This is a genomic window from Streptomyces rubellus, from assembly GCF_036323805.1.
GTDB lineage: Bacteria > Actinomycetota > Actinomycetes > Streptomycetales > Streptomycetaceae > Streptomyces.
In genome coordinates this window covers 320,614-343,901 of sequence record NZ_JAZDCX010000002.1, presented here as the reverse complement: position 1 = coordinate 343,901, position 23,288 = coordinate 320,614, and the positions used below count along the sequence as shown (strand labels likewise).

20 protein-coding genes, 1 tRNA gene and 1 riboswitch are annotated in these 23,288 nt (G+C 73.6%); of the genes, 8 read left to right on the top strand and 13 right to left on the bottom strand.

Annotated features, from left to right (window positions below; translation table 11 throughout):
- Positions 1 to 112: 112 nt before the first annotated feature.
- On the bottom strand, positions 113 to 1,000 hold the full coding sequence (locus tag V1L54_RS03890) for a MurR/RpiR family transcriptional regulator (protein ID WP_443076463.1): 888 nt from the start codon (positions 998 to 1,000) through the stop codon (positions 113 to 115).
- A 209-nt stretch (positions 1,001 to 1,209) separates the two neighbouring features.
- Here V1L54_RS03890 and V1L54_RS03885 point away from each other — a divergent pair, with 209 nt between their 5' ends.
- Entirely contained in the window at positions 1,210 to 1,650 is a 441-nt protein-coding gene (locus V1L54_RS03885; protein ID WP_330116406.1) for a hypothetical protein, read from the top strand.
- 258 nt (positions 1,651 to 1,908) lie between these two features.
- Here the strand turns inward: V1L54_RS03885 and V1L54_RS03880 are convergent, their stop codons facing one another.
- Positions 1,909 to 3,333, bottom strand: coding sequence for a cystathionine beta-synthase (locus V1L54_RS03880; protein ID WP_330116405.1), 1,425 nt, complete (start codon positions 3,331 to 3,333; stop codon positions 1,909 to 1,911).
- Between the two features lie 193 nt (positions 3,334 to 3,526).
- Here V1L54_RS03880 and V1L54_RS03875 point away from each other — a divergent pair, with 193 nt between their 5' ends.
- From V1L54_RS03875 to V1L54_RS03865, 3 genes are all read left to right on the top strand, one after another.
- Entirely contained in the window at positions 3,527 to 4,621 is a 1,095-nt protein-coding gene (locus V1L54_RS03875) for an SGNH/GDSL hydrolase family protein (protein WP_330116404.1), read from the top strand.
- Between the two features lie 166 nt (positions 4,622 to 4,787).
- The gene (locus tag V1L54_RS03870; protein ID WP_330116403.1) at positions 4,788 to 6,008 is read left to right on the top strand and encodes an acetyl-CoA C-acetyltransferase; all 1,221 of its coding nucleotides are present in this window, start codon (positions 4,788 to 4,790) and stop codon (positions 6,006 to 6,008) included.
- A 267-nt stretch (positions 6,009 to 6,275) separates the two neighbouring features.
- A complete protein-coding gene (locus tag V1L54_RS03865) occupies positions 6,276 to 7,277 on the top strand; it encodes a hypothetical protein (RefSeq protein ID WP_330116402.1) in 1,002 nt (333 codons plus the stop codon).
- Here V1L54_RS03865 and V1L54_RS03860 read toward each other — a convergent pair.
- The gene (locus tag V1L54_RS03860; protein ID WP_330116401.1) at positions 7,264 to 7,605 is read right to left on the bottom strand and encodes a hypothetical protein; all 342 of its coding nucleotides are present in this window, start codon (positions 7,603 to 7,605) and stop codon (positions 7,264 to 7,266) included. The genes V1L54_RS03865 and V1L54_RS03860 overlap by 14 nt on opposite strands.
- Before the next feature lie 99 nt (positions 7,606 to 7,704).
- Here V1L54_RS03860 and V1L54_RS03855 point away from each other — a divergent pair, with 99 nt between their 5' ends.
- Positions 7,705 to 7,935 carry a DUF4287 domain-containing protein gene (locus tag V1L54_RS03855; protein WP_330116400.1) on the top strand — a complete coding sequence of 77 codons (231 nt, stop codon included), beginning with the start codon at positions 7,705 to 7,707 and terminating at the stop codon, positions 7,933 to 7,935.
- A 350-nt stretch (positions 7,936 to 8,285) separates the two neighbouring features.
- On the opposite strand, the gene V1L54_RS03850 is transcribed toward V1L54_RS03855, so the two are convergent.
- Both V1L54_RS03850 and V1L54_RS03845 read right to left on the bottom strand, forming a co-directional pair.
- Positions 8,286 to 9,134, bottom strand: a complete 849-nt coding sequence (locus V1L54_RS03850) for a Bax inhibitor-1/YccA family protein (RefSeq protein ID WP_330116399.1) — start codon at positions 9,132 to 9,134, stop codon at positions 8,286 to 8,288.
- 415 nt (positions 9,135 to 9,549) lie between these two features.
- A tRNA-Leu gene (locus tag V1L54_RS03845) sits at positions 9,550 to 9,631 on the bottom strand.
- Between the two features lie 379 nt (positions 9,632 to 10,010).
- On the opposite strand from V1L54_RS03845, the gene V1L54_RS03840 reads away from it, so the two are divergent.
- On the top strand, positions 10,011 to 10,799 hold the full coding sequence (locus V1L54_RS03840) for an ABC transporter ATP-binding protein (RefSeq protein ID WP_330116398.1): 789 nt from the start codon (positions 10,011 to 10,013) through the stop codon (positions 10,797 to 10,799).
- 151 nt (positions 10,800 to 10,950) lie between these two features.
- On the top strand, positions 10,951 to 13,491 hold the full coding sequence (locus tag V1L54_RS03835; protein ID WP_330116397.1) for an ABC transporter permease: 2,541 nt from the start codon (positions 10,951 to 10,953) through the stop codon (positions 13,489 to 13,491).
- Between the two features lie 131 nt (positions 13,492 to 13,622).
- On the opposite strand, the gene V1L54_RS03830 is transcribed toward V1L54_RS03835, so the two are convergent.
- A complete protein-coding gene (locus V1L54_RS03830) occupies positions 13,623 to 14,951 on the bottom strand; it encodes a class I SAM-dependent methyltransferase (RefSeq protein ID WP_330116396.1) in 1,329 nt (442 codons plus the stop codon).
- Between the two features lie 275 nt (positions 14,952 to 15,226).
- Positions 15,227 to 16,618: an NAD(P)/FAD-dependent oxidoreductase gene (locus V1L54_RS03825; RefSeq protein ID WP_330116395.1), complete on the bottom strand. Its 1,392-nt coding sequence runs from the start codon at positions 16,616 to 16,618 to the stop codon at positions 15,227 to 15,229.
- A 463-nt stretch (positions 16,619 to 17,081) separates the two neighbouring features.
- Here V1L54_RS03825 and V1L54_RS29410 point away from each other — a divergent pair, with 463 nt between their 5' ends.
- Positions 17,082 to 17,219, top strand: a complete 138-nt coding sequence (locus V1L54_RS29410) for a hypothetical protein (protein ID WP_443076462.1) — start codon at positions 17,082 to 17,084, stop codon at positions 17,217 to 17,219.
- 44 nt (positions 17,220 to 17,263) lie between these two features.
- Here the strand turns inward: V1L54_RS29410 and V1L54_RS03815 are convergent, their stop codons facing one another.
- From V1L54_RS03815 to V1L54_RS03790, 6 genes are all read right to left on the bottom strand, one after another.
- Positions 17,264 to 18,220, bottom strand: a complete 957-nt coding sequence (locus tag V1L54_RS03815) for a Ppx/GppA phosphatase family protein (protein WP_330116394.1) — start codon at positions 18,218 to 18,220, stop codon at positions 17,264 to 17,266.
- Positions 18,217 to 18,798, bottom strand: a complete 582-nt coding sequence (locus tag V1L54_RS03810; RefSeq protein ID WP_330116393.1) for a DUF501 domain-containing protein — start codon at positions 18,796 to 18,798, stop codon at positions 18,217 to 18,219. The genes V1L54_RS03815 and V1L54_RS03810 overlap by 4 nt, the downstream gene beginning before the upstream one ends.
- 65 nt (positions 18,799 to 18,863) lie before the next feature.
- A complete protein-coding gene (locus tag V1L54_RS03805) occupies positions 18,864 to 19,430 on the bottom strand; it encodes an FtsB family cell division protein (RefSeq protein WP_330116392.1) in 567 nt (188 codons plus the stop codon).
- A gap of 141 nt (positions 19,431 to 19,571) precedes the next feature.
- The gene (gene eno, locus V1L54_RS03800) at positions 19,572 to 20,861 is read right to left on the bottom strand and encodes a phosphopyruvate hydratase (RefSeq protein WP_330116391.1); all 1,290 of its coding nucleotides are present in this window, start codon (positions 20,859 to 20,861) and stop codon (positions 19,572 to 19,574) included.
- Between the two features lie 300 nt (positions 20,862 to 21,161).
- Entirely contained in the window at positions 21,162 to 21,818 is a 657-nt protein-coding gene (locus tag V1L54_RS03795; protein WP_330116390.1) for a LysM peptidoglycan-binding domain-containing protein, read from the bottom strand.
- Between the two features lie 4 nt (positions 21,819 to 21,822).
- Positions 21,823 to 21,995: riboswitch (cyclic di-AMP (ydaO/yuaA leader) on the bottom strand.
- 238 nt (positions 21,996 to 22,233) lie between these two features.
- A complete protein-coding gene (locus V1L54_RS03790) occupies positions 22,234 to 23,244 on the bottom strand; it encodes a transglycosylase family protein (RefSeq protein WP_330116389.1) in 1,011 nt (336 codons plus the stop codon).
- Positions 23,245 to 23,288 lie beyond the last annotated feature (44 nt).

Sequence of the window (23,288 nt, the reverse complement as noted above, 5' to 3'; positions counted from 1 at the left end):
CTCGTTCGCCCGGGCTCGCCGCGGCGGTCCGCCCGGGACTGGTCGGTCGGAAAAAGCGTAGTCAGGAAGAATGAGAATCCGCTGAGGAACCCGGCCGGCCCCGGCGGCCCGGTCAGTCGGCGAACAGCCCGCGTTCGGCCGCCCGGGCGTCGAACTCCTCCAGCCGGGCCTGCGCGTCGGGCAGTTCGTCGCACATCGCCTCCAGCAGCACCCGCCCCAGCAGCATGGGGCCGCACGCGGTGTCGAAGGACAGCCCGGTCCCGACGGCGGCGGGCAGCAGCACGTCCCCCGGGCCGGCGACGGGCGCGAAGGCGCTGTCGGCGACGGTGACGACCCGCAGCCCGGCGGCGCGGGCACGGCCCAGGGCCGCCACCGTCTCGCGCGGGTGGCGCGGCAGCGCGAAGCACAGCAGGGCGCTCGCCCCGGCCCGTACCGCCGTGTCGAGGCGGTCGTCCAGCATCGAGCCGCCCTCGTCCAGCAGCCGTACGTCCGGGTGCACCTTGGCGGCGAAGTAGGCGAAGCCGCGCGCCTGGGCGGCGGCGGCCCGCAGGCCCAGGACGGGCAGCGGCCGGGAGGCGGCCAGCAGCCGGCCGGCCGCGGTGACGGGGGCGGGGTCGGCGAGCTGCGCGGCGAGCCGGCGCAGGTTCTCGATCTCGGCGTGCACGGCCTGCTGCCAGGTGTTGCGGGCGCCCTCCCCGTCACCGCCGCCGGCCGGCTCGCCGGACCCGTCCGCGCCGTCCCGGACACCGCCGGACGCGGGCAGGGTCTCGCGCAGCCTCCTGCGCAGCGCCGGGTATCCGTCGAAGCCCAGCGCCACGGCGAAGCGGGTCACCGACGGCTGGCTCACTCCCGCCAGCTCCGCCAGCTCCACACTGGACAGGAACGGCGCCTCGGCCGCGTGCCGCACCACGCAGTGGGCGATCCGCCGCTGGGTGGGGGTCAGCCGGTGGCCCTCGAACAGCTCCTGCAGCCGCGCGCCCGCACCGTTCACCGTCTCCACCCGCGCTCGCCCACCCTCGTCCTCGACCGGTCCTCTTCAGTGCTCTCCGCGCCGCATGACTCCATTCAGTATCGGCACGCTGCGCCGGAACGCGTCACCGGTGCCCGGTACCGGCACGGTACGGGCGCCGGTCCGTGGCGGTCTCCCCCGGCGGTTTCCGGGGGATAGCCCCAGTGCCCCGGCACGCCCGCGCCCGTAGCGTGGCGCTCATGGATGCCCGTGGCCCTGACCCAGAGTTGAGGAAAGAGCTCGACGCCACCCTGCAGACGCGCAGGGAGCTCGGGCCGGAGTACGAGTCCGAGCTGGTCGACTCCTTCCTGGAGAAGGTGGACCAGCGGCTGGACTCCGTGATCGACCGCCGGGTGCGGCGGCACCTGGCCGAACGGCAGACGGTCGTGGCCCGCGGCGCCCGGACGCCGCAGGGCGGTCAGGCCCCGGAGGGGCCCGGCGCCGCCTTCGGACTGGCCGCGATCTCGCTCGTCCTGGCCATCCCGCTCTCCGCGATCGCCGCCGTGAACGCGGATCTGCCCGGACTGCTGGTCTGCTGGGCCGGGATCGTCGGCGTCAACGCCGTCCACTCCGCGGACCGTCTGCCCTGGTCCCGGGCCCGGCGCGAGGAGCGCCGCGCGGCCTCCGGCGACTGGGACTGACGGCCGAACCGACCGGCTGACGGCCGGCCGGGAGCCGGGCGAGCCGGGAGGAGTTGCGCGGGGACCGCCGCACCCCGGTGCGAACACCAAGGGCGGGACGACGGCGGTCCCCGCGTCGGACACGCGACCGGGTCAGGAACCGGGCCCGCGTCCGGGCGCCTGCGGACAGTCCGGGAGCCGCTCCGGAAAATCCCGCGCCGACACCTCACACAGTGCCCGACCGGTGTTAACCACGTTTTGCGGCGCCGTGACAGCCGGCTACTTCTTCCGCGCGCTCTTTCCCGTGCTCTTCCCGGCACCCGCCCCCCGGGCCAGGAACGCCAGCAGGTCCTGACGGCCGACCACCCCGGTCGGCTTGCCCTCCACCAGCACGGTCGCCGCGTCGGCCTCGCCCAGCACCGCCATCAGGTCGGCGACCGGCTCGCCCGAACCGACCTGCGGCAGCGGCGCGCTCATGTGCTTCTCCAGCGGGTCGTCCAGCTCGGCGCGCCGGGCGAACAGCGCCTCCAGCAGCTCGCGCTCGACGATCGAGCCGACGACCTCCGCCGCCATCACGTCCGGGTGCCCGGCGCCCGGCTTGACGACGGGCATCTGCGAGACGCCGTACTCGCGCAGCACCTCGATGGCCTCGCCGACCGTCTCCTCCGGGTGCATGTGGACCAGTGAGGGCAGCGCGCCCTCCTTGTGGCGCAGCACGTCGGCGACCCGGGCCTGGGTGGGCTCGCCCTCCTCCAGGAAGCCGTAGTCCGCCATCCACTCGTCGTTGAAGATCTTCGACAGGTAGCCGCGTCCGCCGTCCGGCAGCAGGACGACGACCACGTCGTCCTCCCCGAGGCGCTCGGCCACCCGCAGCGCCGCGACGACGGCCATCCCGCAGGAGCCGCCGACCAGCAGCCCCTCCTCCCGCGCCAGCCGCCGGGTCATCCGGAAGGAGTCCTTGTCGGAGACGGCGACGATCTCGTCGGTGATCTCCCGGTCGTAGGCGTCGGGCCAGAAGTCCTCGCCGACGCCCTCCACCAGATAGGGCCGCCCGGAGCCGCCCGAGTACACCGAGCCCTCCGGGTCGGCGCCGACGATCCGCACCTTCCCGCCGGAGACCTCCTTGAGGTAGCGGCCGGTGCCGGTGACCGTGCCGCCCGTGCCGACGCCGGCCACGAAGTGGGTGATCCGGCCGTCCGTCTGCTCCCACAGCTCGGGACCGGTGGTCTCGTAGTGCGAGCGCGGGTTGTTCGGGTTGCTGTACTGGTCGGGCTTCCAGGCGCCCGGCGTCTCGCGCACCAGGCGGTCGGAGACGTTGTAGTAGGAGTCGGGGTGCCCGGGGTCGACCGCGGTGGGGCAGACGACGACCTCCGCGCCGTACGCCCGCAGGGTGTTGATCTTGTCCGTGGACACCTTGTCCGGGCAGACGAAGACGCAGCGGTAGCCCTTCCGCTGGGCCACGATCGCCAGCCCGACCCCGGTGTTGCCGGAGGTGGGCTCGACGATCACACCGCCCGGCGCCAGCTCGCCGGAGCGCTCGGCGGCCTCGATCATCCGCAGCGCGATCCGGTCCTTCACCGAGCCGCCGGGGTTGAAGTACTCGACCTTCGCCAGGACGGTGGCCCTGATCCCGGCCGTCACGCTGTTCAGCCTGACCAGCGGGGTGTTGCCGACCAGCTCGATCATCGACTCGTGATACTGCACCTGGGTTCTCCGCGCTCGGGGGCAGTCGCCGTCGCCTGCCCGTACCCGCCAGCCTAGGGTCCACTCCCCGCCGGGGAAGCCGTCGGGTGACGCGCGTTGCGCGACGGGCCGCGGCGGGCAACACACCGTTAGTGACGGGTGGTGGCGCACGGGCGCGTACACGGGAGGACCCCCTATGCCGAACATTCCGAACATGCCGAAGCTGCCGGGCGCGCCGGGTGTGACGGGCGTGCGCAGAGCGAGAGCGGCCCGCCGGATCGCCGCCGCCGCGGCCTACGGGGGCGGGGGTGCGGGGCTGCTCGGCGGCGCCGCCGTCGGCCTGCTGATGGTCCAGGCGCGGCTGGCCAGATGGCGGGTGGGCGAGTCCGGCGAGGTGCCGCCCCGGGCGGACGGGCTGTACGGCGCGGCCTTCGGGCGCACCGGGCCCGGCGCGCAGCTCCCGCCGCTGCGGCTGGCGGTGCTGGGCGACTCCACCGCCGCCGGGCAGGGCGTCCACCGGGTGCGGCAGACCCCGGGCGCGCTGCTGGCCTCGGGACTGGCGGCGGTGGCGGAGCGGCCGGTGCGGCTGCGCAACGTGGCGGTGCCGGGCGCCCGCTCGGACGACCTGGACCGCCAGGTGACCGAACTGCTGCTGGGCGGACACACCGAGGACGACGCGGACGGCACGGACGGCACGGGCACCGCGCCGGACGTGTGCGCCGTCATGATCGGCGCCAACGACGTCACCCACCGGATGCCGCCCGCCCGGTCGGTGCGGCTGCTGTCGGACGCGGTGGCCCGGCTGCGGGCGGCCGGCAGCGAGGTCGTGGTGGGCACCTGCCCGGATCTGGGGACGGTCGAGCCGGTCGACCCCCCGCTGCGGTGGCTGGTCCGCCGGGCGAGCCGGCAGCTCGCGGCGGCGCAGACGATCGCGGTGGTGGCGCAGGGGGGCCGCACCGTCTCGCTGGGCGATCTGCTGGGCCCGGAGTTCCGGGCGAACCCGCGCGAACTGTTCGGCCCGGACAGTTTCCACCCCTCGGCGGAGGGGTACGCGACCGCCGCCATGGCCTTCCTCCCCGCCCTCTGCACCACCCTGGGTCTGTGGCCGGAGGACGAGCGGCCGGACGCCGCCCGCCGCGAGGACATCCTCCCGGTCGACCGGGCCGCCGCGGCGGCCGCCGGAGAGGGCGGTACGGAGGTCGCGGCGGTCCAGGGCGGCCGCGGCCCCTGGGCGCTGCTGAAGCACCGCCGCGGGCGGCGGCCGCCCCCGGTGCCGGAGACCGCCGCCGCGCACTCCCCCGGCGCCTGACACCGGTGCCGCGCCGTACCGGGCTCCGGGGCCCGGTGCGGCAGACGGGTGAGCAGGCGCTCGGCAAAGAGGTCCGAATCACACACGGCGGGACGTGACCGCCACCATACGTATCGGTAGCTTTCCAGAAGTCCACCGTCCACCGCCCCGTTCCCTGGAGCAAGTGATGCCCGAAGCAGTGATCGTCTCCGCCGTGCGCTCGCCGATCGGACGCGCCTTCAAGGGCTCGCTCAAGGACATGCGGCCGGACGACCTGACCGCCGCGATGGTGCGGGCCGCCCTCGACCGGGTGCCGCAGCTGGATCCCGCCGGGATCGACGACCTGATGCTGGGCTGCGGCCTGCCCGGCGGCGAGCAGGGGCACAACCTGGGCCGGGTCGTCGCGGTGCAGCTGGGGATGGACCACCTGCCGGGCTGCACGGTCACCCGCTACTGCTCCTCCTCCCTGCAGACCACACGCATGGCGATGCACGCCATCAGGGCGGGCGAGGGGGACGTGTTCGTCTCGGCCGGCGTCGAGACGGTCTCCCGCTCGGTCAAGGGCACCTCCGACGGCCTGCCCGACACCCACAACCCGCTCTTCGCCGAGGCCGAGGCCCGTACCGCCGCCCGCGCCGAACAGGAGGGGGCGGGCTGGCACGACCCGCGCGAGGACGGGCAGCTGCCGGACGTCTACATCGCCATGGGCCAGACCGCCGAGAACCTGGCCCGGCTCAAGGGCGTGACCCGCGAGGAGATGGACGAGTTCGGCGTACGGTCGCAGAACCTCGCCGAGCAGGCCATCGCCGCCGGTTTCTGGGAGCGCGAGATCACCCCCGTGACCCTCCCAGACGGCACCGTGGTCGCCAAGGACGACGGGCCGCGCCCGGGCGTCACCCTGGAGGGCGTCCAGGGCCTCAAGCCGGTCTTCCGCCCCGACGGCCTGGTCACCGCGGGCAACTGCTGCGCGCTCAACGACGGCGCCGCCGCCCTGGTGATCATGTCCGACACCAGGGCGCGCGAGCTGGGCGTCACACCGCTGGCCCGGATCGTCTCCACCGGCGTCTCCGGTCTGTCGCCCGAGATCATGGGCTACGGCCCGGTGGAGGCCACCCGGCGGGCCCTGAAGCTGGCCGGGCTGACCATCGACGACATCGACCTGGTCGAGATCAACGAGGCGTTCGCCGCCCAGGTGATCCCCTCCTACCGGGACCTGGGCATCGACCTGGACCGGCTGAACGTCAACGGCGGCGCCATCGCCGTCGGCCACCCCTTCGGCATGACCGGTGCCCGGATCACCACCACCCTGATCAACTCCCTCCAGTGGCACGACAAGCAGTTCGGGCTGGAGACGATGTGCGTCGGCGGCGGCCAGGGCATGGCCATGGTCATCGAGCGGCTGAGCTGAGACCGCTCCCCGCTGCCGGGCGGATTCCCCGCCGGGGCCCCGGCGGGGTCCCTGAAGACCCCCTGAGACCCCGGTGAGACCGAAGTTCACCCAGGATGTGACCTATGTCCTGCGGGGCAGGTGTTCTTCCTGCTCAGGGCGGTCCGTTCGTCCGCCCGGAGCCCTTCCGCCGTCCTTTCGGGGGTGTTCACCGCCCGCTCCGACAGGAGATTCCCGGCGGGCTGCGGTAGGAATTCAGGGATCGCAGTTCCCAACGGGAGTACGTCAGTGAGCGCCATATCCCTCGTCCTGCTGCTCACCGCCGGTGCCGCCACGGCGGTGAGCGGCGCGGCCCTGTACGCCGTCCGCGGTCTGCGCCGGGCGGTGGACTCGCTGTGCGAGCAGCTCCTCGCCTCGGCCGCGCCGCACGGCGCCCCGGACGGGACCGCGCTGCCCGCGCCCCGTACGTCCCCGAGCCAGGCGGAGATCCGGTCCGCCGTGGCCGCCGCCCTCGCCGAGGAGCGCGAGCGCGAACTGGCCGAGGCCCGCGCCTTCTGGGCCGCCCAGGAGGCACGCGACACCTGCACCGAAAACATGCCGGCCGAGACGCACGGCACCGAGTACGGCACCGGCGCCGGCCACCGGGCCGACGACAGGCCCGCCGGACACGGTGCCGGCGGGGCGGCGGACGACGGCGCGGAACCGCTGGACGCGCTGCTGGAGCGTGCCCTGGGGAACGCCCACGAGAGCGGCCCGCCCATTCCGCACCAGCTCGACCGGGAAGGGATCGAGCGGGGGGCGGAACCGCGGCTCGGCTCCCGGCGGTCCGCCGACCCCGAAACGCCCGGCACCGGCGGAACCGACGCGGACACCGCCCGGGACGGTGCGGCCGACTCCCCGGAGCTGGCCGCCGCCCGCCGCCGCCATCCCTCGAACCCCGGCTTCGGTCTGGACGGCGAACCCGCCGGGCCGCCCGTCCCCGCCGGGCCCGGCGGCTGTGAGACCACCCGCCGGTGCCTGGCCGGACTGGCCGACGCCCGTACCCCGCTGACCGACGTCCGGTCCGGTCCGCTGGGCACGCTGGACGTCTACGTCTTCGCCGACGGCACCACCGTCTGCCTGGCACCGGGCCACCGCGAGGCCGCCGAGCGGCTCGGCACCGCCCTGCGCGAGGGCGCCGAGCCGGTGCTGCTGGGCGGCTCCGGGGTGTTCGGCGCGTACACCCTGACCTTCGCCTGCGGCGAGGAGCACGTCTACGTCCTGGCGGACCGGGTCATCACCTCGTTCTGAGTTCGGCGGCCTCCACCAGCGCCACGGCCTCGGCCGCGGCGTCGTCGGCGGCACCGCCGGCACCGCCGGCACCGCCGGCCGCGCGGAGCGCCTCCGCCAGGTCGTGCCCGGCGACGGCGAGCTGGTCGCCGACGGCGAAGACACCGGCGTCGGGCAGCCGCCGGGGGGCGCGGCCGGGGAACTCCAGCCGCTGGGCGCGGCCGGCCAGTTCCCTGGCCAGCTCCAGCCCCTCGGCCGCGGCGCCCCGTGCCAGGGCGCTGTGCGGCATGGCGCGCAGCCGGTCGGCGAGCCGCTCCACGGCGGTGAGCAAGGGGATCACATCGGGCACGGGGTCAACCCTACGCACCGCGCACGCCCCGTTGCCAAGGGGTGGACATTGGGGCACGGTGCAGTGAAGAGGACTCATCGAAAGCGTCCGGAGGCGCCGATGTCCCAGCCCTTCTCCAAAGAGGAAACCCACCGGAACCTGCTCTCCCGCATCCCCCGCTGCACCGGCCGGGACATCTCCGACTGGCTGCGCACCCTCGCCGACGCCCCCGCCTCTCCCCGTCTGGAGGACAGGGTGAGCTGGCTGCGCCGGGAGTACCACCTCGCCTACGGCCACGCCAAGGCCCTCGTCCGGGAGTACGAACTGCGACGGTCGGCCGGCGCCCACTAGCGCCGCGCCGGTCAGGACCTGCCCGACACGAGGCCCGGGGCCCAGATCTTCCCGGCTCTCGGGCCCCCGGGGCCGGGAGTGGGGGTATCTCCCGGCCGAAGGCCAGGGGTGGGGGTACCTGAGTGCCAGGGCGGCCGAGGCCGAGGGGCCGCGCCGGGGCGCCCTCCGCCCCCGCACCGGGCGTACCCGGGCGGCGCCGGCCCGGCCGGGGACGCACGAGCACCCGCGCGAGCACCACGGAAGCACACCGCAACGGGGGTCCGGAAGCCGGAAGGGGCCCGCGAGGCGATGCCTCGCGGGCCCCTGACGTGCCCTGCCCGGCCGGCGGCACACCACCACCGGCCGCCGGGTCAGTCGCTGCTCTGCAGGATGGCGATCAGCCGCAGGAACTCCAGGTAGATCCAGACCAGGGTCAGGGTCAGCCCGAAGGCGGCCAGCCAGGACTCCTCGCGCGGAGCGCCGTAGGCGATGCCGTCCTCGACCTGCTTGAAGTCCAGGGCGAGGAAGGCCGCACCGAGCACGATGCCGATGATGCCGAACATGATGCCCAGGCCACCGCTGCGGAAGCCGAGGCCGTCACCGCCGCCGAAGACCGCGAACAGCAGGTTGATGCCCATCAGCAGGATGAAGCCGATGGCGGCGGCCATCACGAAGCGGTAGAAGCGCCGGGTGACGCGGATGATGCGGGCCTTGTACATGAACAGCACCGCGGCGAAGACCGCCATGGTGCCCAGTACCGCCTGCATCGCCGCGCCGTTGGCGATGTAGCTGTCGACGTAGTTGCTGATCGCGCCGAGGAAGAGACCCTCGAAGGCGGCGTAGGCCAGGATCAGCGGCGGCGACGCCTTGCGCTTGAAGGCCTGCACCATGCCCAGGACGAACGCGATCAGCATCGCGCCCAGGGCCAGCCCCAGGGACAGGTCGGTGATCCAGGCGACCGTCGCCGTGGCGACCACCAGGCCCACCGTCATGGCCGTCCGGGCGACGACGTCGTCCATCGTCATCCGGCCCGCCTGCGGCGGGGCGGCGGGCGGCGCGCCCTGGGTCTGGGCGTACGGGTTGGTGGCGTATGGGTTCGCGGTCTGGGGGCCGCCCGCGTACGGGTTCCCGGCCTGCGGCTGCTGCGTGGCGTTGAAACCGGCGTAGCCGTTGTCTCGGCTGAATCCCCGTCGCGAGAAGACCGGGTTGCTGCTCCTCATCTCACTCCTCCATGGCCGCACCGCGCGGCCCTTCCTCCAGAGTAATGTCTTAGCAAAGACCGCACGGTAGTGCACTCGCTTGAACGACGGAAGGACTCGTGATTGTTCCGGTACCCGGCGTACAACCGGTGACACCCCGGAGGGATCCCGGCACGCTCCGGGGGCCGTGCCGCCCTCCGGGGCCCGCCGCCGCGCCGCGGGCTCCGGAGGGCGGCCGGGCACGGGTGTGAGCGGGGAGGCGGGGAGTGCGCGCGTGAGGGTGTGACAGTTCTCGCGCCGCCGGCGCTGTGAGAAGCGGGAGCACGTGTTCGCCGTTCGGCGGAACACACGGACGGGATCCCCGCGACCCTTCTGGACCCCCCGGAGGGCGGCGGCCGTGAAAAAACGTTTCCTTCTACCGGGGGTGAGTCCGGTGTGCCCGGAGCCGGATTCGAACCGGCACGGCCTGTAGGCCAACGAGGTTTAAGCTCGTCGTGTCTGCATTCCACCATCCGGGCACCGGCTCCTGCTGGGCCGCGCTGCCGACTGCCAACGGCCCCTCCCCTGGACGCTGGACGAGCCTAGCCGGGGCTCCCGTTCGAACAACGGGGCCATGGCCTCAAGTTGTCTGATTTTATTGGCAACTGATAGCGCATCAGCGGCGCGCGCCCCTCTTGGGTGCAGCTTGCCCACCCTCTCCCCACCTCCAGGAATGACGGAAAGTCGCTGCCCAGGGACGGGGCGCCAGGATGGTTCTCCTCCCCAGGGATGATCCGGGGCCGCCCCCGTCCCCCTGAGGAGCTCCCCGAAAACCGGTTCGGGGAGGGACGCGGGTGTCCGAATCCGCACCCACCATGGTGGGGAACCGTCAATTCGCTGTGACAGGAGCCCTCCCTCGTGACCACCACCCCCACCGGTGCCGCCACCGCCCTCACCACCCCCGACGGGACAGCGGCCGCCCGGGCCGAGAACCTGAGCAAGGTCTACGGCCAGGGTGAGACACAGGTGGTCGCCCTGGACGCCGTCTCCGTGGAGTTCACCCGCGGCCGGTTCACCGCGATCATGGGCCCGTCCGGTTCCGGCAAGTCCACGCTGATGCACTGCATGGCCGGACTGGACTCCTTCTCCTCCGGCTCGGCGTGGATCGGCGACACCGAACTGTCCGGGCTGAAGGAGAAGAAGCTGACCCGGCTGCGCCGGGACAAGATCGGCTTCATCTTCCAGGCGTTCAACCTGCTGCCCACCCTGAACGCGCTGGAGAACATCACCCTCCCGATGGACATCGCCGGCCGCAAGCCGGACAAGGAGTGGCTGGACCGCGTCGTGGAGACCGTCGGCCTGTCCGGACGGCTCAGGCACCGCCCCAACCAGCTCTCCGGCGGCCAGCAGCAGCGCGTGGCCGTCGCCCGGGCCCTGGCCGCCCGACCCGAGATCATCTTCGGCGACGAACCGACCGGCAACCTCGACTCGCGGGCGGGTGCGGAGGTGCTGGGCTTCCTGCGCAACTCCGTGCGGGAGCTGGGCCAGACCGTCGTCATGGTGACCCATGACCCGATGGCCGCCTCCTACGCGGACCGGGTGGTCTTCCTCGCCGACGGCCGCATCGTCGACGAGATGGCCGACCCCACCGCCGACGGCGTCCTGGACCGCATGAAGGCCTTCGACGCCAGGGGCCGTACGAGCTGAGGCGCGGCGCGCCCCGCCCGCCCGCTCCGGGAACCACACCTCCAGGGCCCCCTCAGGGCCGCCCCGGGGACCGCCGCACCCCGGGCGCGTCCCCTCACCGCGCACGCCCGGAAGCGCCCCACCACCCCGACTCCAGAACACGAGATCCCCCATGTTCCGAACCGCCCTGCGCAACGTGCTCGCGCACAAGGCCAGACTGCTGATGACCACGCTCGCCGTGATGCTCGGCGTGGCGTTCGTCGCCGGCACCCTGGTCTTCACCGCCACCCTCTCCGAGGCATTCGAACGCAGCTCGCAGAAGGGCTACGAGGCCGTCGACGTCTCCGTCCAGCCCGACTGGTCCACCGGCGGGGGGACGGACGGCGAGTCGGTCGACCCCGAACTCGCCCTCACCGAGGACCTGCTGGAGAAGCTGCGGGAGGTGGACGGCGTCGCGTCCGCCTTCGGGACCGCCACCGACACCGTGGCCCTGGCCGGCAAGGACGGCGAGCTCGTCGGTGACGGCTGGTCCACCTTCGGCAACAACCACGCCGCCGTGGACGGCGGAAAGGACCCGCGCTACGACCTGCGCGAGGGCCGCGCCCCGCGGCGGGCCGGCGAGATCGCGCTGGACTCCCGTACCGCCGAGCGCACCGGCTACGAGATCGGTGACACCGTGCGGCTGTCCGTCGACGGCCCCGTCCGCGAGGAGAAGGTCGTCGGCGTCTTCGACACCGACGACGGTTTCGTCGCCGCGGGCGGCGCCCTGGTGCTGTTCGACACCGCCACCGCGCAGCGGCTGTTCGCCTCCCCCGGCCACTACTCCGAGATCATCCTCGCCGCCGAGGGCGGGGTGACCCAGACGGAGCTGAAGGAGCGCGTCGAGGAGGTCCTGCCGCCGCGGACCGAGGCCACCACCGGCGACGAACTCACCGCCGACCAGGCCAGGATGGTCGAGGGCCAGATGGAAGGCATGCGCACCGGCCTGCTGGTCTTCGCCGGGATCTCGCTGTTCGTGGGCAGCTTCATCATCGCCAACACCTTCACCATGCTGGTCGCCCAGCGCACCAGGGAGCTGGCCCTGCTGCGCGCGGTCGGCGCCGGCCGCCGCCAGGTCACCCGGTCGGTGCTGATCGAGGCCCTGGTCGTCGGTACGGTCGCGGCGGCGGTCGGTCTGCTGGCGGGCATCGGGATCGGCGCCGGGCTGCGCGCCCTGCTGGGCGCCCTGGACCTCACCGTCCCCGACGGTCCGCTGGTGATCCCGCCGAACGCCGTGGTCGCCGCGCTGGCCGTCGGCGTCCTCGTCACCGTGCTCGCCGCCTGGCTGCCCGCCCGGCGCGCCGCGAAGATCCCGCCGGTCGCCGCCATGAGCAGTGTCCACGCCGCCGCCACCCCCCGCAGCCTGGTCGTCCGCAACACCATCGGCACGGTCCTGGCGGCCGGCGGCGCGGCACTCGTCGTGGCCGCGACCGGCATGGCGGACAGCGAGATGGTGATGGGCGCGGGCGCCGCGCTGACGGTGCTCGGCGTGTTCGTGCTGACCCCGCTGCTGTCACGCCCGCTGATAGCCGCGTCCGCCCCCCTCCTGCGCGGGTTCGGCGTCTCCGGGCGGCTCGCGCGGCTGAACGCCGCGCGCAACCCGCGCCGCACCGCGGCCACCGCGTCCGCGCTGATGATCGGCCTCACCCTGATCACCGGGCTGACCGTCATCGCCAGCAGCGTCCAGAAGAGCATCGACAACATGGCCGCGGAGTCCCTCCGGATCGACTACGTCGTCTCCATGGCCACCCCCGCCTACCTCTCCGAGGAGGTCGAGAAGACCCTGGAGAAGCACGAGGACGTCACCGCCCTCACCCCGGTGCGTCCCTCCTACGTCGAGTTCGGCGACGACTACCTGGACCTGCAGGGGGTGGACGCCGGCAGCTTCGGCGAACTGACCAGCCTCGACTTCACCCAGGGTTCGTACGAGGGGCTGGGCGGCGGGAAGATCCTGGTGGACTCCGAGACCGCCGACGCGCACGGCTGGAAGACCGGCACCTCCCTGGAGGCCGAGTACGAGGACGGGGAGCGCGGTGAGCTGACCGTCGGCGGTGTGTACCGCAGCAACGAGGTGTTCTACGGCGCCCTGATCGGCACCGCCGACCTTGACCCCCACCTGGGCAAGATCGAGAGCCAGCAGATCATGCTCTCCGTCCAGGGCGGTACGAGCGACTCCGCCAAGGACGCGCTGGCGAAGGCGCTGGGGGACAACCCCGCCATCCAGATCCAGAGCGAGCAGGACATCTCCGACAAGGCCGCCGGAGAGATCGCGATCATGCTGAACATCCTCTACGGGCTGCTGGCCATGGCCGTGATCGTCGCGGTGCTCGGGGTGGTCAACACCCTGGCGATGTCGGTCTTCGAGCGGTCCCAGGAGATCGGCATGCTGCGGGCGATCGGCCTGGAGCGGCTCGGCGTCAAGCGGATGGTGCGGCTGGAGTCGCTGATCATCTCGCTGTTCGGCGGCGTGCTCGGGGTCGGCCTGGGCGTCTTCTTCGGCTGGGCCGCCGGTGAGTTGCTCGCCGGCCCGATCACCACCTACGAACTGGCGCTGCCCTGGGGCCGGCTGGCCCTCTTCCTTGCGCTGGCCGCGCTGGTCGGCATCCTGGCCGCGCTGTGGCCCGCGCGCCGGGCGGCCCGCCTGAACATGCTGACGGCCATCAAGACCGAGTGACCCGGCCGGACGGCCCCACGGGCGGGGGCCCGGACCGCACTCGCGGTCCGGGCCCCCGCCCGTGCCGCCGGGTTCCGTCCCCGGGGCGGCTCCGGCCGGTCCCCGGCGCGGTCCCGGGGCTGAACCCCGGTTCAGTCCCGCCAGTCGCGGGTGCGCAGCGGCAGCCCCGAGACCCCGCTCTCCGGGGTGCGCACGGCCAGGATCTGGTTGACGCCTATCTCGTTGCGTTCGAAGGCGAGCGCGCAGGCCGCCATGTACAGCCGCCACACCCGGGCCCGGCCCGGACCGGCCAGCCGGGCCGCCCGGGGGAGGTCGGCCTCCAGGTTGGCCACCCAGCGGCGCAGGGTCAGCGCGTAGTGCTCCCGTATCGACTCCAGGTCGCGGACCTCGAACCCGGCCCGCTCCAGGAGCGTGACGGTCCGTCCGACGGGGGACAGCTCCCCGTCGGGGAAGACGTAGGCGTCGATGAACGGGTCCAACCGGTACTTCTCCTCGTCCGGCGCCGGGCGCCGGGCGATCTGGTGGTTGAGCAGCCGCCCGCCGGGCCGCAGCAGCGCGTACAGCCGGTCGGCGTACAGGCGGTAGCGCGCCGCACCGACGTGCTCGGCCATCCCTATGGAGGAGACCGCGTCGTACGGGCCGTCGACGACCTCGCGGTAGTCCTGGACCCGGATGTCGATCCGGTCGGCCAGCCCGGCCTCCGCGACGCGCTTGCGGGCCAGCCCGGCCTGCTCCCGGGAGAGGGTGACGCCCACCGCCGTCACGCCGTACTCGCGGGCCGCGTGCAGCACCAGCGAGCCCCAGCCGCAGCCGACGTCCAGCAGCCGCTGCCCGGGGCGCAGGGCGAGCTTGCGGCAGACCAGGTCGAGCTTGGCCTCCTGCGCCTCCTCCAGCGTCATGACCGGCTTCCCGTCGGCGTCCCCGCCGGCACTGCCGTCCCAGTAGGCGCACGAGTAGACCATGGACGGCCCGAGCACCTGGGCGTAGAAGTCGTTGCCGACGTCGTAGTGGTGGCTGACGGCGCGCCGGTCGCGGCGCAGGGTGTGCCGCAGCCCGGTGCGGCCCCGGACCTCCTCCCGGGGCGGAGGCGGCGGGGGCAGCGGCCCGGCCAGCGCCAGCAGCTCACGGCCGAGCCCGAGCCGGCTCTCCAGCCGCCGGGACAGCGGCGGGGCGGGGGCGGCGGGGGTCGCGGCCCGCTCCCACACCTGCCCGGCCAGCCGGCCCAGCGCCTCGTACAGGTCACCCTCGATGTCCAGCTCCCCGGCCACCCAGGCCCGGGCGAGCCCCAGTTCGCCCGGTCTCCACAGCAGCCTGCGCAGCGCGCGCCGGTGCCGTACGACGAGGACGGGCCCGCCGGGCGGCCCGGCCTCGCTGCGGTCCCAGGCCCGCACCCGGACGGGTACGGGCCCGCCCAGCACCTCCTCCAGGGCTCTGACGAGTCGTGCCGCGATCTGTGCCATCGGTCCCCCTTTTCCACGGAGCCGGCTGCCCCGCTTCACCGCGTTCACAGACAGCTATCCCCGCGCGCCCCGGCGTTCACGCCGGGGCGCGGCGGCACCGGCCGTGCCGTCCGTACGGCACGGCGGGCGGGCAGCACCGGAGAACGGCGGAGGGCAGCCGGGGACAGCGCGAAGGGCCGCCCGCCTCCCCGGCCGAGGGAGACGGGCGGCCCTTCGGAGGGCGCCGGAGCGGTGATCCGCCGGTGCTGTCCGCTACCGCCCGGCGCCGTCCGGCCTCAGGAGGCCCTGGCCTTCGGCCGGGCGTCGCCGGACTCCCGTGCCGCGGCCGAGACCGGCGCGGCGGCCTCGTAGAACTCCTCGCGCGGATTCTGCACCGCGCCGAGGGAGACGACCTCGCGCTTGAGGAACAGGGCGAGCGTCCAGTCCGCGAAGACCCGGATCTTGCGGTTCCAGGTGGGGACCGCCAGGCCGTGGTAGCCGCGGTGCATGTACCAGGCCAGCCGGCCCCTGAGCCTGATCTTGACGCGCTTGCCGACGGCGATCATCGCGACGCCCTTGCGGAGGCCGAGCCCGGCCACCGCGCCCTTGTTGGCGTGCCGGTACTCGGTCTGCGGGAAGCCCCGCAGACCGGCGATGACGTTGTCGCCGAGCACCTTCGCCTGGCGCAGCGCGTGCTGGGCGTTCGGCGGGCACCAGGCGTTCTCGTTGCCCGCCGCGCGGGCGGCGAGGTCCGGGACCTGGGCGTTGTCGCCCGCGGCCCAGATGTGGTCGGTGCCCTTGACCTGAAGCGTCGCCTCGGTGTCCACATGGCCGCGCGGGCCCAGCGGCAGGCCGTAGCGGGCCAGCGCCGGGTTGGGCTTCACACCGGCGGTCCACACGATGGTGTCGGAGTCCACCTCGAGGCCGTTCTTGAGCACCACGTGGCCGTCGACGCAGGACTCCATCGACGTGGACAGGTAGACCTCGACGCCGCGCTTCTTGAGGTGTTCCAGGCCCCAGCGGCCGAGCTCGGGGCCGACCTCGGGGAGGATCTTGTCGGCGGCGTCGACGAGGATGAAGCGCATGTCCTCGCGGCGGACGCTGGTGTAGTACTTCGCCGCGTCCCGGGCCATGTCCTCGACCTCGCCGATGGTCTCGGCGCCGGCGAAGCCGCCGCCCACGAAGACGAAGGTGAGCGCCCGGCGGCGGACCTCCTCGTCGTTCGTGGAGTCGGCCTTGTCGAGCTGCTCCAGGACGTGGTTGCGCAGGCCGATGGCCTCCTCCACGCCCTTCATGCCGATGCCGTTCTCGGCCAGGCCGGGGATCGGGAAGGTGCGGGAGACGGCGCCGAGGGCGACGACCAGGTAGTCGAAGGGCAGCTCGTATGCATCGCCGACCAGCGGCGCGACCGTGGCGACCTTCCGGTCCTGGTCGACGGCCGTGACCCGCCCGGTGAGGACCTCCGCCTTGGGGAGCACGCGCCGCAGCGGGACGACCACGTGGCGCGGGGAGATGGAGCCGGCGGCGGCTTCCGGGAGGAAGGGCTGGTACGTCATGTAGGAGCGCGGGTCGACGACGGTGACGGTCGCCTCGCCGTACCGCATCTTCTTCAGGATGCGGCGCGCTGCGTACATACCGACGTACCCGCCACCCACTACGAGGATTCGCGGACGCTCCGTGGTGCTCATGTCTTCGAGTATCCCCCGCCGTCCGGGGGGCACCTCGTGAGCCCCTTCACAAGCACCTTCGGTACCTGTGTTATAGTGCCCCGACTCGCGGTCCGGGCCTTCCGCGACACTGTGGGGCATCAAGCCTCCCAAGGCTCCGCACCCCCTCTGTGAGCTGCGATGTCTCATGTCGAGGACAGTGGCGGGCAATGTGCCGGACCTCCACGGGGACGGCACCGTAACGACCCCGAAACGCCCCCTCCCGGCCCCGGCCACCCGGAATTCGGCCTACCGGCCCGTAACGTGGACGGCTCACGCGGTTTTCCTTGTGAAGAACTTCACGAAGCTTTCCGGCGGGGCCCGTGGCCGTCGGCCCGGGCCACCCTCCCCACGTCTCCGGGGCGGTCAGCCCGGCAGCAGGTCGATCACCCCCGTGTCGTCCTCGTCGCCGTGTCCGTCGGCGAGCCGCCGCTCCATCAGCCGCATGTACGGAAGCAGGAGTTCGGCGCTGACACCCTGCTCCTCGGCCGTCCGCAGCAGCGTCGTGCTCGGCGCCTGGGGCCGCAGGCACGTGCTGGGGAAGGCGCCGGACGGTTCCGGGGCGGTGGCGCCCCGGCCCTGACCCGGCGGTGACGGGTGCCGGGCGGGCCGGGTCCGCCGGCACCCTCACACCTCGCCCAGCACGCTCCAGGCGATGCCGTCCAGGATGTCGTGCTCGCTCACCACGACCTCGGCCAGCCCGGTCCGCTCCATGACCGCCCGCAGGATCAGGGCGCCCGCGCCGATCACGTCCACCCGGCCCGGGTGCATCACCGGGATCGCGGCACGCTCGGCGTGGGTGGCGGCCAGCAGGCGGTCGGTGACCGCGGCGACCCGCGCGGCGGGGATCCGGGAGTGGTGGATGGCCGCCGGGTCGTACTCCGGCAGGTCCAGGGCGACGGCGGCGACGGTGGTGACCGAGCCCGCCAGCCCCACCAGGGTGCGGGCCTCGCGCAGCGGGACGGTCCTCTCCGCGAGGTCGAGGGCGGCGTCGATGTCGGCACGCAGCGCGGCGAGCTGCCCGGGGGCGGGAGGGTCGGCGATCGAGCCGTCCCGCAGCAGGTGGCGTTCGGTCAGCCGCACGCAGCCGATGTCCACGCTGCGGGCGGCCCGCACCGCGTCGTCGCCCACCACGAACTCGGTGGAGCCGCCGCCGATGTCCACCACCAGGTACGGCCGGGGCAGGCGCATGCCGCCGGTCAGCTCGCGGGTGGCGCCCGTGAAGGACAGCGCGGCCTCCTCGTCGCCGGTGATCACCTCGGGCCCGGTGCCCAGGATGTCCACCACCCCGCGCACGAACTCGTCCCGGTTCTCGGCGTCGCGCGAGGCCGAGGTGGCGACGAAGCGGACGCGCTCGGGGGTGACGCCGTGGGCGCGGATCGCCTCCGCGTACTCGCGGCAGGCCGCGAAGGTGCGCTCCAGCGCCTCGGGGGCCAGCCGCCCGGTGCGGTCCACGCCCTGGCCGAGCCGGACGACGGTCATACGGCGGTCGAGGTCGGTCAGGGTGCCGGTGGCCGGGTCGAGATCGGCCACCAGCAGCCGGACGGAGTTCGTACCGCAGTCGACGGCGGCGACCCTGGTCATGCGGTGCTCCCCTGTCCTCCGGCCGACTGCCCGGCCCCGCGGTCCCCGGTCCCGTCCTCCGGCCCGGCCGCGGACACGCACGGCCCCTTGCGCCACCACTCGGGCAGCATGGCGATCGCCTCGTCACCCAGCGGGTTGACGCCCGGTCCGGCGGCCAGCGAGTGGGCCACCAGGACGTGCAGGCACTTGACCCGGTCGGGCATCCCGCCCGCGCTGGGGAAGCCCGCCAGCACCTCGATGGCGTCCCGGCGGGCGAGGTAGTCCTCGTGCGCCCGGCGGTAGGCCGCGGCCAGCTCCGGGTCGGTCCGCAACCGCTCGGTCATCTCCCGCATCACGCCCTCGGCCTCCAGCGTGCCGATCGCGGAGGCCGCGCGCGGGCAGGTGAGGTAGTACGTCGTCGGGAAGGGCGTGCCGTCCTCCAGCCGGGGCGCCGTCTCCACCACGTCGGGCAGGCCGCAGGGGCAGCGGTGCGCGATGGCGCGCAGGCCGCGCGGCGGGCGGCCGAGCTGCCGTCGGAAGGCCTCGGTGTCGGTCTCGGTGGGCGCGGTGGGCGGAGTGCGGGGCGGGGGCGTTTCCATGGTTCCTCGAAGGGTGGCGGGCGTCGGACGTCGGAAGGGGCCGGAGCGGGGGCGGGCGCGGGCGGTCAGGGGCGGCCGGTGTCGGGCGGCCGACCCCCGGGACCCTCGGCGATCCCGGCGTCCGCCGCGTCCAGGCCCTCCCACAGCCGCCGGTGCCAGGACCGGCCGGGGGCCGTCTCCCGGCCGTCGGAGGAGCGCCGGGCGCGGGAGGACCCGTCGTCCTCCCGGTCCCGCTCCCGGCCCGTGCCGGCCGTGCCCTCCGGCAGGAGGAAGCCGGTCTCGCCGGGGCGCAGGTAGAGCAGGCGCTCGCGGGCCATCCGCTCCACATAGGCGGGATCCTGCCAGCGGGCCTTCTCGTCGCGCAGCCGCTCGACGCGCTCGCGCTTCTCCTCGACCAGGCGGCGCTGCTCGGCTATCTCCGCGCGCTGCGAGACGTACTGCCGCATCGGGTAGGCGAGGACGACGACGAGCGAGCACAGCACGAGGACGAGGAGCGCGGCGCGGCCGGTCAGCCTGCTGCGCCGCGGAGCGCGCATCCGGCGGTGCTGCGCCCGGTAGACGCGCTCCGCCGCCTGGGTGCCCAGCGCCCTGAGTCTGGTCGCGGTGGAGAACCGCTCCCGTTCCGCGGCCACCTCGCCTCCCCTGTCCTGCTCCGTGCGCGGTCGTCGCACGGACGTGTGCCCCCGCCCTCCCGCCACCGTACGGGACGGTGCCGGCGGGAGGGCGGGGGCGGTGCCCGGCGCGGCTGTTCCTACCGGCGGCTCACCGGCGGCTCACCGGTCCGCGGAGCGGAACCGCGGGAACGCCGAGCGTCCGGCGTACACCGCCGCGTCGTCGAGGATCTCCTCGATGCGCAGCAACTGGTTGTACTTGGCGACGCGCTCGGAGCGGGCCGGGGCGCCGGTCTTGATCTGGCCGCAGTTGGTGGCGACGGCCAGGTCGGCGATGGTGACGTCCTCGGTCTCGCCGGAGCGGTGGGACATCATGCACTTGAAGCCGCTGCGCTGGGCCAGCTCGACGGCGTCCAGGGTCTCGGTGAGGGAGCCGATCTGGTTGACCTTCACCAGCAGGGCGTTGGCGGCGCCCTCCTCGATGCCGCGGGCCAGGCGCTCGGGGTTGGTGACGAACAGGTCGTCACCGACGAGCTGGACCTTGTCGCCGAGGCGCTCGGTGATGGTCTTCCAGCCGTCCCAGTCGTCCTCGAACAGCGGGTCCTCGATGGAGACCAGCGGGTACGCCTCGACCAGCTCGGCGTAGTAGTCGGTCATCTGGGAGGCGGTGCGCTCCTGGCCCTCGAAGACGTAACGACCGTCCTTGTGGAACTCGGAGGCGGCGACGTCCAGGGCGAGGGCGATGTCCTGGCCGGGGGTGTAACCGGCCTGCTTGATCGCCTCCAGGATGAGGTCGAGCGCCTCGCGGTTGGAGCCGAGGTTCGGGGCGAAGCCGCCCTCGTCGCCCAGGCCGGTGGACAGCTCGCGCTCCTTCAGCACCTTCTTGAGGGTGTGGTAGACCTCGGTGCCCCAGCGCAGGGCCTCGGAGAAGGACTCGGCGCCGATCGGCGCGATCATGAACTCCTGGATGTCCACGTTGGAGTCGGCGTGCGAGCCGCCGTTGAGGATGTTCATCATCGGGACCGGCAGCAGGTGCGCGTTCGGCCCGCCGAGGTAGCGGAAGAGCGGCAGGTCGGACGCCTCGGAGGCGGCGTGGGCGACGGCCAGCGAGACGCCGAGGATGGCGTTGGCGCCGAGCGAGGACTTGTCCGGGGTGGCGTCCAGGTCGAACATCGCCTGGTCGATCAGGCGCTGCTCGGTGGCGTCGTAGCCGACCAGCTCCGGGCCGATCTGCTCGATGACGGCGAGGACCGCCTTCTCGACGCCCTTGCCCCCGTAGCGGCCCTTGTCGCCGTCGCGCAGTTCCAGGGCCTCGAAGGCGCCGGTCGAGGCACCGGACGGGACGGCCGCGCGGCCGGTGCTGCCGTCGTCGAGGCCGACCTCGACCTCGACCGTGGGGTTGCCTCGCGAGTCGAGGATCTCGCGGGCCACTACGACGTCGATGGACGGCACGGGGGTCTCCTTCGTGTGTGTCTGGCTGGGTGTCCGGCCGGAGTGCCGGACCGAGGTGTCTGCGGGGTTGCCGCCCCTGAGCCTATCCGCCCCGCGGCACCACCTCGCCGGGAGTCCGCGCCGTACGGCCGAACGGTCGGCGAAGACGCGCCGAAGACACGCCGAAGACTGCGGAAACACCGGCTCGACAGGGAACGGCACCATTTTGTTTCCGAAGTAAATAAACCCGATACGGCGCGCCCTCCGCAAGAGCGGTGACGCGCCGCACCGGGCCGGATCCGCCGGGTGACGGGCCCGGACTCAGACCCTGAGCTGCTGGCCCGGGAAGATCAGGTCGGGGTCGTCGCCGACCACGTCCCGGTTGGCCTCGTAGAGCCGCTGCCAGGTGGTGCCGTGGGCGGCGGCGATCTCCCGCAGGGTGTCGCCCGGCCGCACGGCGTAGGCACTGGCCTCGTCCGCGGCGGAGCCGGCCCCGCTCTCCGCCCCGGCCCGGGCGCCGCCCTGGACACCGGTCCGGGCATCGACCCGGACCCCGGTTCCGGTCCCGTCCCCGCCGTCCGGGTTCACCTGCGCCCGGGGACCGCCGGCGGTGAGCCCGCCCTCGTCCGCGCAGCCCCAGGCCCGCGGCCCCTGCATGGCCAGCAGCCGCTCGGCGACGGCGATCTGCTGCTCTCTGGTGGCCAGATCGGCACGCGGCGCGTACCGGGTCCCGCCCGCGGCCTCCCAGCTGGACTGCGAGAACTGCAGTCCGCCGTAGTAGCCGTTGCCGGTGTTGATGGACCAGTTGCCGCTGCTCTCGCACTCGGCGACCCGGTCCCAGGTGTCCACGGACGCCGCGGCGGCGCCCTGGGCACCCGCCAGCGGAACGGCGATGGCGGCGCCCGCGGCGCCGGTCAGGGCGGCCGCACGCACGGCCTTGACGGTACGGCTGTCGTGACCCTTGGCGGTGAACAGCATGAACGTCCCTACTCACCGACGCCTGCGAGGTGAGCTGTCGGGTTCGGGCCGTGAGCAGCCCGGCCGGACGGGGACGGGCGTCCCCGTACCGGCTTCACCCCAAGCCGCCGTGGGCGCGGTGCGCCCACGGCGGCGCCTACCTGGTTCCCCCGCTCCTGCCAGCGGCGCTGACGCGACGACTACCCCACCGGCCGCCGGCAGGATTCGGCGCTGCGGTCGGTGGCACTCGCGGTCGCGAGCGAGTAGACCGTAAGCACACCCGGGCAAATACCTCAAAACATGTCAGAACCCATTCCGTCACCCTTCCTGACGGCCAGAATGGTGGAGTACGCAGGTCAGGGGGCCGGCATTAGGCCGGACAGCGAGGACACGCCGCAAGGCCCCGGAATTGGTCCGGAAGGGTCATCCCGCGGGCTCAGTCGAGCTCGATCCCCTGCCCCGGCACGATCAGGTCCGGGTTCTCACCGAGGACGTCCTTGTTGGACTCGTACAGCTCGCTCCAGCTCAGCTCGTGCTGCTGGGCGATCCGCACGAGCGAGTCCCCCGGCTGCACGAGGTAGTCCCCGGCGGTGAGGCTCTCCTGGCCTCCCGCGGTGGCCGCGTCGGAGCGGTCGGCCGTCTCCCCGGCGCCCGCCTGCCGCTCCAGTTCCAGCTCGAGCGGGTCGCGCTCGCCGCGGTGCTTCCCGGCGCCCTCCGCCGGGCCGGCGCCCTCCGCGCCCTCGGCTCCGGCGGCCGGGTCCGTACCGGCCTCCCCGGACTCCTCGGCCGCCTCCGGCCCGGGGCTCTCGACGGCCGCCCCGTCGGCGGAGTCGTCCGCCTTCCCGTCGGCCTTCCCGTCGGCCTTCTCGCTCTTCTCGGCCTTCTCGGCCTTCTCGCTCTTCTCGGCCTTCTCGGCCTTCTCGCTCTTCTCGGCCTTCTCGGCCTTCTCGGCCTTCCCGGTCTTCTCCGGGGCGTCGTCCGCGCTCTTCTCGACGGCGGGGGCCGACGGGGAGGCGGGCTGCTCGCCGGGCAGGTAGTTCTCGGGGGCGATGGCCGGGGCCTCACCGGTGGTGTCGTAGCGCAGTCCGGCGTTGATGCCGCAGCCGGGCCAGGCCTCCGGCCCCCGGTCCGCGAGGATCTTCTCGGCTATCGCGATCTGCTGGCTGCGGCTGGCCAGGTCGGGACGGTCGGCGTAGGACAGGCCGCCGTACTCCTTCCAGAGCTTCTGGGTGAGCTGGAGGCCGCCGTAGTAGCCGTTGCCGGTGTCGGCGCTCCACAGGCCGTCGCTCTCGCACTGTGCGACCCGGTCCCAGGTGTCGAGGTCGGCTGCCTGGGCGCCCGAGGCGCCGAGGAGGGGTATGGCGATTCCCGCGCCGGTCATCCCCGCCGTGACGAACGCGGCGGGGGCCTGACGGGGGCGGCGGTGCTTACCGGTCCCGGAGAGCATGTGTGGGGCCTCTCGTACGTGGGGAGACAGAAAGGTTCTGCGGG